The following is a 15305-nucleotide window of genomic DNA, read 5'->3' on the forward strand; positions in this document are numbered from 1 at the left end:
AAACGCATGACCGAATGGATAGTCGTAGTCACCATTACGCTGCTGGCCGTCATCAGCCCGGGGCCGGACTTCGCGATGGTCACGCGCAACAGCCTGATGCTGTCGCGTCGTTCCGGCGTGCTCACCGCATGCGGAATCGGGCTCGGTGTAACCGTCCACGTGAGCTACACGCTGCTGGGCGTCGGGCTGCTGATCCGCCAGTCGCCGTGGCTCTTCAATGCCGTCAAGCTGATCGGCGCGATCTACCTGATCTACCTCGGTGCGAAGATGCTCATGACGAAAGCCGGCGGCGTGCAGGCCGACAGCCGCGTGGCGGCGCTGTCGGATCTCGCCGCGCTGCGCACGGGCTTCCTGACCAACGCGCTGAATCCCAAAACCACGGTGTTCATCGTCAGCCTGTTCATGCAGGCCGTCCGGCCCGACACGCCGTTGATCGTGCAACTCGGCTACGGCGCGTTCATCGCGGCCGCACATGCCGGCTGGTTCAGCCTCGTCGCGATGTGTTTCTCGGCCACGACTGTCCGCGATCGGCTGCTGTCGCTGCGACACTGGATCGATCGCACGTTCGGCTGCCTGCTGGTGGGCTTCGGCGTCGCGCTCGCCATCGCACGCGGCGGGCGGTGACGCTCGACCCGTACGGACGCGCGGCGCCGGGTGCTCCGCGCCACCAACCTCAGAACGTCCGTGCGATCGTTCGTGCCTCGTCGATCGCCCGACTCCGGTCGACCTTCCCGTCCGGGCCGAACAGCGTGCGCTCGACGACGATCCCCGTGATGTCCGTCACGCCCACGAACTTGAGCCACGTTTCCATGTAAGGGCGCTGCAGATCGAACTCGGCGGCCGGCGTAAACGACCCCGGCGACTGATAGGCGAGCCCGCGCGCGTAGACCACCGCCGCCTTTTTACCGGCCAGCTTGCCGGTGAAACCCGTTCCGTCGAACGTGAACAGCACGTCCTTCTGCGAGATCACGTCGATCAGGTGCTTGAGCTTGTACGGAATGCTGAAATTCCACAGCGGCACGCCGAACAGGAACTTGTCCGTTTCGTGGAACGGCGCCGCGAGCCGCTCGATCTGCTGCCACGCAGCCGCCTGCTCCTGCGTCAACGCCGTGCCGCTCAGTCCGGCATATTTCGCGGCCAGCGCGGCGCCATCGAATTCGGGCATCGCCAGATCCCAGATGTCGAGCTTCCGGATCTCGTGATCGGGATGGGCCTGCCGGTACGCGTCGAGAAACGCATCGCACACCTCGATGGACGCCGAATAGGCCTTGTTGGGTGAGCCTTCGATATAGAGCACGCGTGTCATGGCGCCGATCCTTGTCAAGCGTGACGGCGGCGCGCGGGATGCGCGCTCGCCCACTGCCCTTCGCAGCCTAGCGGGTCGGCCTATAATCCGGAAACGATATTAATTGATCAAACTAACCCGGATTGGTGATGAATGAACGCTCCCCTCGACACGGCGCTGCTTCATACGTTCGTCGCGGTCGCCGACGTGCGCAGCTTCACCGGCGCCGGGCGCCGGCTGAACTTCAGCCAGTCCGCGGTCAGCGCGCAGATCGTTCGCCTCGAAGAACAGGTCGGCCAGGCGCTGCTGGTGCGCAACACGCGCAGCGTCACACTCACCGCGCATGGCGAGACGCTGCTCGGCTACGCGCGCGCGATGCTCAATCTGAGCGAGGAAGCGCGCGCCAGGCTGGGAACGGGTGACGCGATCGACATCAAGCTGCGGATCGGTGTATCGGAGGACTTCGCCACTGGCTGGCTGCCGGACCTGATGCGCCGTCATGGCGCCGCGCGGCGCGGCCTGCGGCTGGATCTGGTCGTCGACATCGGCGACAGCCTGTTTCAACGGCACGCCAATGGCGAATTCGATCTCGTGATCGGCAGCCGGTGCTCGCACGCGGGCCACGGCGCGACGTTGTGGCAGGAACCGCTCGTCTGGGCGTTCGCGCGCCACGAGCCGCTTCCGGAAGGCGACGTGCCGCTCGCGTGCTTCCCCGATCCGTGCCCGTACCGCGGCGCCGCCATCAAGGTGCTCGCGCTGGCCGGCATGCGCTACCGGATCGCGTGCGAAAGCCCGAGCGTGGCCGGCATCCGCACCTTCGCGCGGGCCGGCATCGCGATCGCGCCGGTGCCGCGCAGCGCGATCGACGACACGCTTCGCGAATTGGGTTTGCCCGAGGGCTTGCCGGAATTGCCGGCGATGGAATTCGTGATGATGCACGACGCGCGGATGCCGGCGGCCGCCGAATTCGCCGCGATGATTCTGGACGAGACGGCTGCCCGCACGGGCGCGGGGAAGCGCGGCCGTGCGTAGCGGGTAGCGCCCGCGAAGATACCCGCGGGGCACGCCCGGCGCCCCGCCTCGCTCAACGCTTCGCACTCCATTCGATACGTCCGCCGGCCGGCTCCCGGCTCCGCCCGAGCAGCGCCGCCAGCGACATGTCCGCGAGCTTGCCGAACGGCGCGCGCAGCAGGCTCGGCAGACTCCAGCGCCCCTGCACGAACACGCCCTTCGCATGACTCATCGCGCGGAATCCCTCGATACCGTGATACGCGCCCATCCCGCTCGGCCCGACGCCGCCGAACGGCAAGTCTTCCTGCGCGACGTGCAGGACCGTGTTGTTGATGCCGACGTTGCCCGACGTGGTCCGCTTGAGCAACGTCTCGCAGTCGCCATCCCGCACACCGAAGTAATACAGCGCCAGCGGCCGCGGCCGCGCGTTCACGTAATCGACGACCTCGTCGATCGTGCGATACGTGCGCACCGGCAGGATCGGCCCGAAGATCTCTTCGCGCATGACGGCCGTGTCGTCGGCCGCGCCGACGATCAGCGTCGGCGCGAGCGTCCGCTTGCGGGTCGCCGCGCCTTGCGGATTCACGCCCGCCTCGATCACCCGCGCCCCGCGGCTGCGCGCTTCGTCGACGAGGCCTTTCAGGCGGTCGTAATGCCGGTCGCTGACGATCGACGTGTAGTCCGGGCTGGTCGGCCCGTCCGGATAGAAACGCGCGACGGCCGCGTCGTATTGCGCGACGAACGCGTCCAGATCGTCTTCGTGCACCAGCGCATAGTCGGGCGCCACGCACGTCTGTCCGCCGTTCGACAGCTTGCCGAACACGATGCTCGACATCGTGCGGCCGTCGACGTGCCCCCTTGCGACGATCGCCGGGCTCTTACCGCCCAGTTCGAGCGTGACCGGCACGAGATTGTCGCTCGCCGCCTTCATGACCTGGCGGCCCACCTGCGTGCTGCCGGTAAACAGCAGATGATCGAACGGCAACCCGCTGAACGCGGCGCCGACGTCCGGGCCGCCGAGCACGACCGCGACTTCCTCGCTCGGGAAGGTATCGGCAAGCATGCGGCGCATCACTTCGCTGGTGCGCGGCGTCAGCTCCGACGGCTTGAGCATCGCCCGGTTGCCGGCGGCCAGCGCGGTCGCCAGCGGAATGAACGTCAGCGCGAACGGGTAATTCCACGGCGCCATCACGCCGATCACGCCCAGCGGCTGGTATTCCACGTGAGCCTGCCCTGCGCGATAGAAGAGGCCGACGTGCCGGCGCTGCGGCTTCATGAAGCGACGCAGGTTGCGCGTCAGGTAATCGATCGCCTGGATCACGCCGACCAGTTCCATGATCGCGGTTTCGTGGCGCGAGCGATGGCCGAAATCGGCGCTGACCGCCTCTTCCACGTCGCGGCGGTGGGCCAGCACCACGGCCCGCAATCGCGCGAGCCGCGCCTTGCGCAGTTGCAGGCTCGGCGGCCCCTCGGCGACGAACGCGCTGCGCTGGCGGGCCAGCAATGCCGCCGGATCGATGCTCGAAGGGGATTCTGCGGGGACGGCCATGGTGCACCTCACGAGGTTGCGTCAATGTAGACACTGTCAACTTGCCTGCGACGGATCATAGGACCACAATGTGTTCCTTGTCAACATAGGGGCAATACGATGTCGTTGGATGAGGATGCGGATGCCGGACAAAAGACTTATCACCACGGGGATCTGCGTCGCGCGATCATCGAAACGGCGCTCGATACGCTGCAGGAACAACAGGGCTGGCAGTTCACGTTGCGCGAAATCGCGCGGCGCGCGAACGTCAGCCACTCCGCGCCGTACCGGCATTTCCCGGACAAGGCCGCGCTGCTGCACGAGCTCGCGCTGATCGGTTTCGATCGCCTGCACGACGATCTCGTCGCGTCCGTCGATCCCTCGGCCGATGCACCGGATGTCCTGCTGGCGCTCGCCCATGCCCATCTCGCGTTCGGGCAACGCAACCCGGATCTGTATCGCCTGATGTTTGCCGCGGACGCGGGAGAACCTTCGGATATCCATCTCGACCCGCGCGTGCAGGCCCCCTTCCTGCTGGTCGTCGAGATCCTCGAACACGGGCAGCGTGCCGGCACGATTCGCCCGCGCCCGGCGCTGGGTCAGGCAACCGCGTGCTGGGCCCACCTCCATGGCCTGACGATGCTCGCGATCGACCGGCGGCTGGTGCGCGAGAAGGTCGGCGATCACGCGATCGAAGATGCGCTGACGACGTTGCTGGACGGACTCGTGCTGCCTGAGAAGCGCGCGCGGGCGACCAAGGCGAAAAAATCTTGACCTTTAACTTCACTTGAAGGTTATGGTTTGCCTCGGCAGCGTATCGAGGCCATGGATATGTGTACTGCCATCCGACAATCAGGCGGCGCGTCGAAGACGTCCGCCCGTGGCCGGTCACCAGGAAACCGCATCATGAGCAAGCGTATCCTTCACGTCGTCAGCAATGTCGCGCACTACGCCGATCCGTCGCAACCGACCGGCCTGTGGCTGTCGGAACTCACCCATGCCCATCACATCTTCGCGGCAAGAGGCTATGAGCAGCAGCTCGTGAGCCCGAAAGGCGGCGTGTCACCACTGGAACCGCGCTCGCTCAAATGGCCGCACGCCGACGCCGCGTCGAAGGCATGGCGCGCCGACAAGGCGAACGCGGCGCTGCTCGCGCACACCGCGCGCCCGGACGAGATCGATCCGGCCGGGTTCGACGCGATTTACTTCACCGGCGGCCATGCGGTGATGTGGGACTACCCGGACGATGCGGGACTGCAACGGCTCACGCGCGAGATCTACGAGCACGGTGGCATCGTGTCGTCGGTCTGCCACGGCTATTGCGGGTTGCTGAATACGAAGCTGTCGAACGGTTCGCTGCTGGTCGCCGGGCGCCGGATCACCGGCTACTCGTGGGTGGAGGAAATCCTGGCCGGCGTCGCGAAGAAGGTGCCGTACAACGTCGAACAGCAGATGCGGGAGCGTGGCGCGCGCTACGAGAAGGCGCTGCTGCCGTTCACGTCGAACGTCGTCGTCGACGGCCGCATCGTGACCGGCCAGAATCCGCAATCGGCAAAGGCAACGGCCGAACAGGTCGTCGCGCTGCTGTCACTCGGCGCGCCGGCGCACGTCTAACGGCCGGTCGTCCGGCGCGGCACCGGTTCGTCGCCGGTGTCGGCAGCGGCGGCATCGCCCGGGTGCGCCGCATGCTCCGACCGGATTCGCGACAGCGGTCTTTTCGCGCGTGCCGCACGATCGACCGTATCGGGTTTCGCGCCGAGCCCGGCGATCAGTGCGACGACGTGCGCCTTGCTGCGCGCGAGCCGCACCTCCAGCGCCTCGATGTCCCGCACCTTGCGGTACAGTGCATCCAGCAACGGTCCGCATTGCCACTGCGTCAGGTCGGACGGCACCAGCGTGCGAATCTCGTCCAGACTGAAGTCCGCCCTCTGCGCCGCCGTGATCAGATCGAGCACCGTCACCGCTTCCTGCGGATACGTGCGATAGCCGTTCGCTTCGCGTTCGACCAGCGTCAACAAGCCGATGCGTTCGTAGAAACGGATGCGAGAAGGCGTAATTCCGGTGCGTTGCGCCAGTTCCCCGATCTTCATGTCCCGATACTCCCCGGCCGGAACGGTTCCGGCCATTCATCCCCACCGCGACAGCCAGCAATCTCCTCACGTTGATTCACTATCCGATATTTATCGTTACCTGCCCGATGACTGGATTCGCGCTCAGATCACCTCGAAACGCAAGCCCGCGTGGCGAACGAGACGGTCGATGAAACGCTGGTCGAACATCGTCGCGGGCGTCCAGAAACCGCCGCCGCGCCCGGTCTTCACACCGTCACGGCTGCCATCGAGCGCGAGACTGATCGCAGCCTGGCCGAGCATCTTGCCGGTGGAGCCATACCCCGGATCGCGATCGCCGGCGACTTTCACACGCAAGGTGCGCCCGTCGTCGGCGCGGCCGAAAAAGCGCAAATCGTAGCGGCCGGCCTGCTGGGCTGCGACGCTCGGCCCCTCGCCGGGCTTCGGCAGCAGGAAGCGCTCCATCAGGCCGCGCACCGGCCCGATGAGGACGCCCACCATGAACGCACCGAGGCCCGCCACCATCGTCAACGCGGTCACGCGCCCCTTCAGGCCCGTGCCCGTCATCACGGCTTCGTCATAGGTGAAGCGGCTGCCGTATGCATTGCCTGCCAGCGCATTGGAGCGGTGCACGACGCGCTCGTTGATCGCCGCCATCACGAACGGTGCGATCCACGCATCGCAGTCGCGATCGAATTCGGCGGATCGAACCGCATGCTGCCGCACCGTGAAGCCATGTCCTGGCGGGCACAGCGAATAAGGATCGAGGAGTTCCCGGCGCAATGCCGGATCGGCCGCCGCTTCGCGCACGACGTTGATCACGCTGGCCACGGTGCCGCCCGACGCCCCGCCCTTCAGCGTCCTGACGCGCATCTTCACGTGAGTGGCCGGCACACTCCACTGCTGCCGCGCCTGTTGCTGCAGGAAGAACACGCCCATGTCCGACGGCACCGAATCGAAGCCGCAGCAATGCACGATGCGCGCGCCCGATTGCCGGGCCGCGGGCTCGTACTTGTCGATCATTCGTCTGATCCACTGCGTCTCGCCGGTGAGATCGCAATAATCAGTGCCGGTCTGCGCGCAGACCCTGACCAGCGGCTCGCCGTACAACGCGTAGGGACCGACGGTAGACACCACCACCTGCGTTTGCGCGCACAGCGCCCGTAGCTGCGCTTCGTCGGCCGCGTCGGCGACGAGGATCGGCACCGACTGTCCGGCCGCGCCGAGCGTATCCCGAACTTGCCTGAGCTTTGCGTCGGACCGTCCCGCGATCGCCCAGCGCAGCGTCTCGCCAGCACCCGCGCCGGACAGATAGTCGGACAGATAGCGGGCCAGAATCTGCCCGACGAAACTGGTGGCGCCAAATACGACGAGATCGTAGCTCGGTTGCGGCATGGATGACTCCTTCGGCGCGCGCACGTCGCACGCAGCCGTATCGTTAGCGTGGCTTTCGGGGTTCATCGAAGGCCGTCAACGGCGTCGGCAGATTCAGCACCAGTTGCGCATCCTCGACCACGTCGAGACGCATGATCGTGGATGCACCGAGCCCGTCGAGCAACTGGCTCAGCGGGCCGCCGTGCCGCACCAGCTCGACGTTGCGCGGCAACAGGCGCTGCACGAACGACAGCATGTTGGTCTGCACCGACGACTGGTGCCATTCACCGTCGATGCGATTGATCATCGTCGTGGTGCCCATGTGCGATTGCGACGGAACTTGCGTCAGCGCCGGCAGCGGCACGCTCAGGCTCAAATCCGGCCGGCCGCCCGGGCCGGCGATACGTGCGCGCGCCGTGGCGCCGATGTCCACGTCGATATCCGCGAGCCATTTCGGCAACTGATAACCGTGTACACCACGCACCCGTGCGATTTCAGTCGTGACCGGCAACGCCAGCACGTGCGCGAAGAAACTCCGGCGCCGCATCGAGTCGATCAGCTCGAGCGCGTGCGAGCCTTTCGCGCCGGGCCGGCGGATCACCACCGCGACCGATACTTCGTCATACGGATCGTTGTCGCACACCGCGTACGAAAAGAACGTCAGCGCGACGAGCCCGTAGCCGGGCAGCGCCCGCAGCGGCTCGAGCGGTACGGGGAGCATGGTTCTCAGGCGGTCGAGCGGCGCCAGGAACAGCAGCTGAATGCTGCTGGAGCGATAGTAGAAGTTCGGCGCCCACGTCGGGCCCACGCGCGACATCACCTGACGCTTCGGAATCCGCCGGAAAAAATCGATGTTCCCCGCGGCAGGGTCGCGCGCCACCGCGTCCAGGTCCGGATTCATCCGAAACCGGTCGTAGTAGCCGCCCTCGGGCACGTCGACCGTATGCGGTCCGAATTCGACCTGTGTAAAACGCCTGTCCATGTTCGTTGTCTCCCGTCGATGGTCGACCGTGGCAGGCAACACCCGGAGCCTGCTGATTCACCGTCGTCAGCAAGCACTCTAAGCTTTAAGTCAACTTCAAGGTCAAGGCACTGAATAGAGGAATGAGTCGGACTGCGGCTGCGCGTTTTGCCAGCCGGTCATTTGGCCGCCGCACGGCTCTTCTTGCCGCGAATCGGCACCACGCCGTGATCGCGCAGCCGCTCCATCACCCAGCGCGTGCGCTCGGTACAGTCCAGCTCGGTCGGCCGGTTCCTGATACTGTCGATCGCGACGAGCAGCTGCGCCTTGTTTTCCTTGAGGCGCTTCTGCATCGCCTCGATCTCGGCGACCTTCCGTTCGAGTGCCGCCACCAGTCCGTCGTGCTGCCAGTTGCCGGCTTTCACCGGCAGCAGATGACGGATCTGTTCGAGCGAGAACCCCGCGCTCTGCGCGCTCGAAATGATCTCGAGCATCCACACCGCGTTGTCGGCGTAATCGCGATAGCCGTTCGCGCTGCGTTCGACGGCCGTGATGAGCCCTTCAGCCTCGTAAAAGCGGATCCGTGACGCCGAAATCCCGCTGAGCTTCGCGAGCTCCCCGATTCTCATACCTGCCTCGCCTGCGTATTGACATTAAACCTAACTTTAAACCTAGAGTTGTCGTGTCGCCAAGCCGGGCAGACGGCCGATACCGCCGTACATGCCGCGCCGGTCTGGCGATCGCGGCACCCGCAAGTGCGCCGTGCATCGATATCGCCCACCGAACAGGAGCAGACATGGGATACGTCACCACGAAAGATGGCGTCGACATCTTCTACAAGGACTGGGGTCCGCGCGACGCCCAGGTGATCTTTTTTCATCATGGCTGGCCGCTCAGCGCCGACGACTGGGATGCGCAGATGCTGTTCTTCCTCGCCCAGGGCTACCGCGTGATCGCGCATGACCGTCGCGGCCACGGACGCTCCAGCCAGGTGTGGGACGGCCACGACATGGATCACTATGCGGACGACGTCGCCGCGGTCGTGAATCATCTCGGCGTGCAGGGTGCCGTTCACGTCGGCCATTCCACCGGCGGCGGCGAAGTCATCCACTATGTCGCGCGTCACGGCGAGGATCGCGTCGCCAAGGCCGTGCTGATCAGCGCCGTCCCGCCGCTGATGGTCAAGACCGACAGCAATCCCGGCGGCCTGCCGAAGGACGTGTTCGACAATCTCCAGGCACAGCTCGCGGCGAACCGCGCGCAGTTCTACTACGACGTGCCGGCCGGCCCGTTCTACGGCTACAACCGCACCGGCTCGACACCGTCGCAGGGCGTCATCTGGAACTGGTGGCGACAAGGCATGATGGGCAGCGCGAAAGCTCACTACGACGGGATCGTCGCGTTCTCGCAGACCGACTTCACCGAAGACCTGAAAAGCACCGCGATTCCCGTTCTCGTGATGCACGGCGACGACGACCAGATCGTTCCGTATGCGGATTCCGGCCTCCTGTCGGCGAAACTGGCGAGGAACAGCACGCTGAAGGTCTACGCGGGCTTTCCGCACGGCATGCCGACGTCCAACGCCGACACGATCAACGCCGATCTGCTCGCGTTCATCCGCAGCTGAACGCGGCGGATGCCGGCGCGGCCTTCAGTCTGGGCGCAGGCGGGAGGCCGCGTGAAAACGGCGGGCAAACGGGCCGCAGGCGCTCAAGGATCGATTCATCGACGAGTGGTCTCAGTTGAAAGCGCTTTATCGGCCGGCCGGCGATTGACGCATCACGATCCGCCCATCGCCGACAGCATTCGCCTATAGTGCCGATTGCCCATTCAACGAGGAGAACAGTCATGACACTGCAGGCCCGCGGTCCGTTCGAAGTGAAGCTGAATCCGGAACCCTTGAGCAACGTCGCGGAAGGCAGCGGGCTCGGCCGCATGTCGCTGGACAAGCATTTTCACGGCGATCTGAAAGCCGTGAGCCAAGGAGAAATGCTCGCGTTTCGCAGCAGCGTTCAGGGCTCGGCCGGCTACGTGGCGATGGAAACCGTCAAAGGCGTGCTCGGCGGACGCAAGGGCAGCTTCGTGCTGCAGCACAGCTCCATCATGACGCGCGGGCAGCCGACACAGTCGATCACGGTCGTGCCCGATTCCGGCACGGACGAATTGCTCGGGCTGTCCGGTGCGATGCGCATCGACATCGACGACGGCCAGCATGCGTACCGCTTCGACTACGCATTGCCTGACGCGCCGCAATAAGCCCGCCCGTCACGCGAGCGCTGCTTCGCGCAGGCGGAACTGCGCGACGGCCGCGCTCAGCCGCGCGCCCTGTTCGTCGAGCGACAGCGCCGCGGCCGCCGCCTCCTCGACCAGCGCGGCATTGCGCTGCATCGTCTGCTCCATCTGGATCACCGCGGCGTTCACCTGCTCGATGCCCGACGACTGCTCGTCGAACGCCTGGCTCGTTTCGCCCATGATCGCGTTGACGCGCTCGACCGCCGCGACGAGCTCGGTCATCGCCGAGCCGGCCAGCGCGACGAGACCGCTGCCGTCTTCGACGCGTCGCGCGGAATGACCGATCAGGTCGCGAATTTCCTTCGCCGCCGCCGCACAGCGCTGCGCGAGCCCGCGCACCTCGGTCGCGACGACCGCGAACCCGCGCCCCTGCTCGCCCGCGCGCGCGGCTTCGACGGCGGCGTTCAACGCGAGGATGTTGGTCTGGAACGCGATGCTCTCGATTACGCCGACGATGCCGGAAATGCGCGTAGAGCTCGTCGAAATTTCCGACATGGTCGCGACGACGCGCTGCATCGCTTCGCCGCCGCGCGACGCGATGCCGGCCGTGCCCTCGACGTAGGTGCGCGCATTGCGTGCGTTGTCCGCGTTCTGGCGCACGGCCGCCGTCAGTTGCTCGACGCTCGCGGCCGCCTGCTGCAGCGACACGGCCTGCTGCTCGGTGCGTGCGGACAGGTCGACGTTGCCGCTCGCGATCGTGCGCACGTCGCCGACGATCGTCTCGGTGCTCGCACGCACCTGGCTCACGGTATCGACGAGGCCGTCCTGCATCCGCTTCAGCGCATTCAGCAGATACGCCATCTCGTTCTCGCCCGGGACAACGACGGTGCCGGTCAGGTCGCCTTTCGAGATTTTCTCGAACTGATCGACCGCGAGATTGATCGGCCCGATGATCGCCTTCGCGAGCACGCGCTGCGCAACGAAGCCGACGACGAGCGCCAGCACCGCAACCGCCCCCATCCCCCACACGATCCGGTGGAAATTCACGCCGGCCGCCTCGTAGCGGGCCTTCTGGCGCGTGACCTGGAACGATTCGAGCGCGTCGATCGCCTCCTGGTAGGCGGCGAACAGCGCAGGCGGCGCGGTGCGCTGCGTGTCGAGGAAGTTGAATGCGTCGTCGCCGTCGAGTTGCGACAGCGCCTTCAGGAACACGCGCTCGAGCAGCGCGCGCCGACGGTTCTGCAGCGTGTCGAACAGCGCCTGCTCGCTGGCGTCGCGCGCGTGCAGACGCGTATACGCGTCCAGTTCGTCGTTGCTCTGCTTGAGCAATGTGTGAAGTTGCGCGACTTCCTCCTTCGCGGGCTGGCCGGCGCTGATGATCTGCGCGACGTCGCTCATGCGTTCGCGCAGCACGAGCATCCGCTCGGAGCTGGTCTTCAGGTGCAGCAGCGACGCGGTGTCGTCGCGGTACATCGCCTCGAGCGAACCGTTGCCGATGGTGAGGGCCGCGATGCCCGCACCGACCACCAGCACGAGCAGCACGGTATAGCCGGCGATGGTCGCGACGAGTCCACCACGGATAGTGAGTTGTTTTCGCATGACGTTCCCTTGAGCCGGCCGGGCACGGCCAGCGGCGGAGGTGAATTCCGGAACACGAACGACGCGCGCCATGACGCACTACGCGGCGCGGGGGCTGCGAACGAGTTAACGGCGCGGGGAACGGGCGGCTTTTATCCGCATGCGACGCGAATCTTGACGATTGCGACAGAGGGGGAAGGCGCAGCGCGGCTACCGGCAGTCGGCGAGCCTCGAACGAATTTCGTCGGCCGATGCGCCGCGCTGGTGCGTGGCGATCGGCCAAACGTTTTCGCACGCGTCCGTCACCATCAACCGCCTGTCGCCAGCCGAGATGTCGGCGGGCGCTTCCAGCGGAATCGCTTACGCAGCGAGCGTCCGTCGACAGATCGAATCGGAGTCGTCGACATACACGTACGGAAACACCTGTATTGCGTCAAGCATCGGTCTCGTAAAACAGGCCGTATTCACCGCTCGCCCGCCTGATTCGCGCGAACCCGGGTTCGCCCAGATGCATGCCGGCGATCAGCAGCCCTTCCGAGCTGACCCGGTCCAGCAGCCGCGAACGCGTCGTCGCTGCCTGCGACGCATCCTGGTCGAACGCAATCGACACGTCCGGCCGCTTGATCTGGATGTGCGGAAAATGCACGATGTCGCCCCACACGAGCAGGCCCTGATCGCCGGATGCGAGCAGGTATCCGGTATGTCCGTCGGTATGCCCCGGTAGCGGAATGGCGGCGATACCGGGAAGCACCTCGCCTTCCTCGAAGGTCCGGAGCGCGTCGCTGTAAGCGTCGAAGACCTGACGCGCGATCCGGAAATTGCCGCGGGCACGCTCGCTGGCGCGGCTCAGGTTGCCGTCGTCCCGCCAGAATGCAACCTCGTGTCGATGCGCGACCAGCTCCGCATTCGGAAACGCGACGTGTCCATCGGCATGCACCAGCCCGCCGACGTGGTCGGGATGGGCGTGGGTGAGGAGGACGGTGTCGATCGCGGCCGGCTCGATGCCGGCGAGCCGCAAATTGTCCATCAGGCGGCCGCCCCATTGTTTGATGCCGCCGGCCCCGGCGTCGATGAGCACCGTGCGGCCCGCGCCGCGCACCACGTAGCAGTTGATGTGCACGGCGGACGGCGCCTGCTGCCCGGCCGCACGCTGCATCCCGGCGGCGTCGGTCGCGTCGATATTCGACAGGAAATCGAGGCTGGCCGTGAGGTAGCCGTCGCTGATCGCGGTGATCGTGAAATCCCCGACACGCTGGCCGGGAAACGTAACGTTGGACATCGTGCTTCTCCGTAGCGGCTAGTTTCGGGCGTGAAGGTTCGGCGCGGCGTGACCGAAGCAACGGATGCGTGCGGTCAACCCGGTGCGCCGGACGATGGCGTGATCAAGCGCTTCCATGAATGCATTCATGACCGCGGGCGGGCGAGACGGCGCGTCGCGATACTGGATTTCCGCGAAAACGGGATGCCCGCAGCCATGCCGAACCGCGACGTAAATGACGTGGACGTTCGTGATTTCTGCCTGAAGGACCCGCGTACAAAGGTCGATGCAGTCGTCGGACAGCTCGGCGAGGCGCGCGTCCGGCGGCATGCGTTCCGCATCGATATGGAAAGTCACGTTAGGCATCGCGGGCCGCCTTCGTCAGTTGTTCGGTCATCGGCGTGTAAAGGTAAAGGCCGGCCGGCACGTTGTCCCCAAGCGGAGCGGCGCGCCGCGGCAGGACCGCGAGCCAGCGGCGCGCCGGAAACTGTTCCAGTGCGACGGCCTGCATGGCCAGCGGCTTCAGGCCCAGTTCGATCAGCGAGTCGGGCCCGCCGGCGCTCAGCACGAGTAGCTCGTCGGCATTGACCGCCGGCGCACGACCGATGTCGCTGTAGAGATTGCGATGCCAGTCGGTGATGTGCTGCTGCCATCGCGCGAAATTGCCGCCGCCTTTTTGCCGATATTCATCGCCGGTCAGCACGTCGAGGCCGTCGATCGTGTGAACGGCCAGATAGACGGGGCAGCCGTCGCTGATCGCCCTGAAGCGCTGCGACGTATGAAAGCCGGTCACCGAGATGAGGGCCGGCAGCTTGTCGAGGCTGTAGAAGTCGTTCCATTCGGCTTCGCTGGCAGGGTCGGCGAAGCTGCATTCCACGGTGTAGATCATCGGATTTTCCTTCGTGACGGATGCACATCCCGCACGTCGAATGCAGGATATTCAGTGCAGTGACGTAATGCTAATCTGCTGGTTTCCGCGTAGATATCGACTTAAAGTCAGCCTTCAGTGATATTTGTTCAAGCTGACGGCAGAACGCGGTACGACCCACGAGACCCCGATGCGACGCAAGATCCCGAGCAATTCCGCGCTCCTGGCCTTCGAGGCGGCGGCCCGACATGGCAGCTTCGCCCGCGCCGCCGACGAGCTGGCCCGCACCGAGGGCGCCGTCAGTCGCCAGATCGGCCGGCTGGAGGCGTTCCTCGGCGTGACGCTGTTCGAGCGCGTCGGCAACCGGGTGCGGCTTGCCCCCAACGGCACGCGATACGCAGTGCAGGTGCGCGAGATTCTGGATCGGCTGGAACGGGACAGCCTGTATCTGATGGGGCAGCCCGTGGCAGGCGCGAGCATCGACATCGCCGCGATTCCGACCTTCGCGACCCGCTGGCTGATCCCGCGGCTGAAGCGCTTTCAGGATCGCCATCCGAACGTCACCGTGCATATCGCCGAACGGATGGAACCCTTCCTGCTGGCCGGCAGCGGATTCGACGCGGCCATTCACTTCGAGCATCCGGCCTGGGCCGGCATGCATCTGCATCCGCTGCTGGAGGAAGTGCTGGTGCCCGTCTGCAGTCCGGCGCTTCTCGAACGCGTTGGCGCGAACCCGTTGCTGGACGCGCTGCCGCGCCTTCACCGGCGGCAGAATCCGGACGCGTGGCAGCGCTATGCCGACGAGACCGGCATCGTGCTGACCAATTCGGCGGTCGGCCCTCGATACGATCTTCATTCGATGCTGATCGAGGCCGCGCTGGCCGGCCTGGGCGTCGCGCTGGTGCCGCGTCTTTACATCGGGGCCGAGCTCGAACAGGGGCGCCTGGTCGCGCCTTGGCCCGACGGCAAGGCGGTGACGAAAAACTTCTGCCTCGTGCTGCCCGAGCCGATCGAATTGAGCGCGGCGCCGGTGCGGGCGTTTGCGGAATGGGTGCTGGGCGAGGCGCAGGGTTTGGCGCGTTAATGCCGCGCCCGCTGTTCATCGCGACACGGATTCGGAAGGGCCTGCTCCGCCGCCCCG

At 65.9% G+C, this 15305-nt stretch carries 17 protein-coding genes; 7 read left to right on the forward strand and 10 right to left on the reverse strand.

Going from position 1 to position 15305, the window contains the following annotated elements:
- Positions 1-6: 6 nt before the first annotated feature.
- Positions 7-624, forward strand: coding sequence for a LysE family translocator (locus tag BLS50_RS33335; protein WP_074808133.1), 618 nt, complete (start codon positions 7-9; stop codon positions 622-624).
- 49 nt (positions 625-673) lie between these two features.
- On the opposite strand, the gene BLS50_RS33340 is transcribed toward BLS50_RS33335, so the two are convergent.
- A complete protein-coding gene (locus BLS50_RS33340) occupies positions 674-1306 on the reverse strand; it encodes an FMN-dependent NADH-azoreductase (protein ID WP_074808137.1) in 633 nt (210 codons plus the stop codon).
- Positions 1307-1438: 132 nt separating this feature from the next.
- Here BLS50_RS33340 and BLS50_RS33345 point away from each other — a divergent pair, with 132 nt between their 5' ends.
- Positions 1439-2317 carry a LysR substrate-binding domain-containing protein gene (locus BLS50_RS33345; RefSeq protein WP_074808139.1) on the forward strand — a complete coding sequence of 293 codons (879 nt, stop codon included), beginning with the start codon at positions 1439-1441 and terminating at the stop codon, positions 2315-2317.
- A gap of 52 nt (positions 2318-2369) precedes the next feature.
- On the opposite strand, the gene BLS50_RS33350 is transcribed toward BLS50_RS33345, so the two are convergent.
- Complete coding sequence (locus BLS50_RS33350; RefSeq protein ID WP_027805981.1) at positions 2370-3845, reverse strand: coniferyl aldehyde dehydrogenase; 1476 nt, start codon at positions 3843-3845, stop codon at positions 2370-2372.
- A 99-nt stretch (positions 3846-3944) separates the two neighbouring features.
- On the opposite strand from BLS50_RS33350, the gene BLS50_RS33355 reads away from it, so the two are divergent.
- Positions 3945-4598 (forward strand): TetR/AcrR family transcriptional regulator, encoded by a 654-nt coding sequence (locus BLS50_RS33355; protein ID WP_074808142.1) that lies wholly within the window; start codon positions 3945-3947, stop codon positions 4596-4598.
- A gap of 132 nt (positions 4599-4730) precedes the next feature.
- The gene (locus BLS50_RS33360) at positions 4731-5438 is read left to right on the forward strand and encodes a type 1 glutamine amidotransferase domain-containing protein (protein WP_041489521.1); all 708 of its coding nucleotides are present in this window, start codon (positions 4731-4733) and stop codon (positions 5436-5438) included.
- Here the strand turns inward: BLS50_RS33360 and BLS50_RS33365 are convergent.
- The 4 genes from BLS50_RS33365 to BLS50_RS33380 all read right to left on the reverse strand — a co-directional run bounded on the left by BLS50_RS33365 (position 5435) and on the right by BLS50_RS33380 (position 8857).
- Positions 5435-5914, reverse strand: coding sequence for a MerR family transcriptional regulator (locus BLS50_RS33365; RefSeq protein ID WP_175849106.1), 480 nt, complete (start codon positions 5912-5914; stop codon positions 5435-5437). The genes BLS50_RS33360 and BLS50_RS33365 overlap by 4 nt on opposite strands.
- Positions 5915-6037: 123 nt before the next feature.
- Positions 6038-7288, reverse strand: coding sequence for a saccharopine dehydrogenase family protein (locus BLS50_RS33370; RefSeq protein ID WP_074808149.1), 1251 nt, complete (start codon positions 7286-7288; stop codon positions 6038-6040).
- A gap of 43 nt (positions 7289-7331) precedes the next feature.
- Positions 7332-8249 (reverse strand): acetoacetate decarboxylase family protein, encoded by a 918-nt coding sequence (locus tag BLS50_RS33375; protein WP_074808152.1) that lies wholly within the window; start codon positions 8247-8249, stop codon positions 7332-7334.
- A gap of 158 nt (positions 8250-8407) precedes the next feature.
- Complete coding sequence (locus BLS50_RS33380; RefSeq protein ID WP_074808155.1) at positions 8408-8857, reverse strand: MerR family transcriptional regulator; 450 nt, start codon at positions 8855-8857, stop codon at positions 8408-8410.
- A gap of 167 nt (positions 8858-9024) precedes the next feature.
- On the opposite strand from BLS50_RS33380, the gene BLS50_RS33385 reads away from it, so the two are divergent.
- Entirely contained in the window at positions 9025-9855 is an 831-nt protein-coding gene (locus BLS50_RS33385; protein WP_074808159.1) for an alpha/beta fold hydrolase, read from the forward strand.
- 221 nt (positions 9856-10076) lie between these two features.
- Positions 10077-10484, forward strand: coding sequence for a DUF3224 domain-containing protein (locus tag BLS50_RS33390; RefSeq protein ID WP_074808162.1), 408 nt, complete (start codon positions 10077-10079; stop codon positions 10482-10484).
- A 9-nt stretch (positions 10485-10493) separates the two neighbouring features.
- Here the strand turns inward: BLS50_RS33390 and BLS50_RS33395 are convergent, their stop codons facing one another.
- The 4 genes from BLS50_RS33395 to BLS50_RS33415 form a co-directional block, all read right to left on the reverse strand.
- Positions 10494-12059: a methyl-accepting chemotaxis protein gene (locus tag BLS50_RS33395; protein ID WP_074808164.1), complete on the reverse strand. Its 1566-nt coding sequence runs from the start codon at positions 12057-12059 to the stop codon at positions 10494-10496.
- Positions 12060-12471: 412 nt separating this feature from the next.
- On the reverse strand, positions 12472-13317 hold the full coding sequence (locus BLS50_RS33405; protein WP_074808166.1) for an MBL fold metallo-hydrolase: 846 nt from the start codon (positions 13315-13317) through the stop codon (positions 12472-12474).
- A gap of 18 nt (positions 13318-13335) precedes the next feature.
- On the reverse strand, positions 13336-13662 hold the full coding sequence (locus BLS50_RS33410) for a hypothetical protein (RefSeq protein ID WP_027805988.1): 327 nt from the start codon (positions 13660-13662) through the stop codon (positions 13336-13338).
- Complete coding sequence (locus BLS50_RS33415) at positions 13655-14185, reverse strand: sugar ABC transporter (protein WP_074808170.1); 531 nt, start codon at positions 14183-14185, stop codon at positions 13655-13657. Before BLS50_RS33415 ends, BLS50_RS33410 begins: the two co-directional genes overlap by 8 nt.
- A gap of 169 nt (positions 14186-14354) precedes the next feature.
- Between BLS50_RS33415 and BLS50_RS33420 the strand changes: the two genes are divergently transcribed.
- Positions 14355-15248: a LysR substrate-binding domain-containing protein gene (locus tag BLS50_RS33420; protein ID WP_074808735.1), complete on the forward strand. Its 894-nt coding sequence runs from the start codon at positions 14355-14357 to the stop codon at positions 15246-15248.
- The last annotated feature ends 57 nt before the right edge of the window (positions 15249-15305 follow it).

Origin of the sequence: Burkholderia orbicola, assembly GCF_900100915.1 — a bacterium.
Lineage (GTDB): Bacteria > Pseudomonadota > Gammaproteobacteria > Burkholderiales > Burkholderiaceae > Burkholderia > Burkholderia orbicola.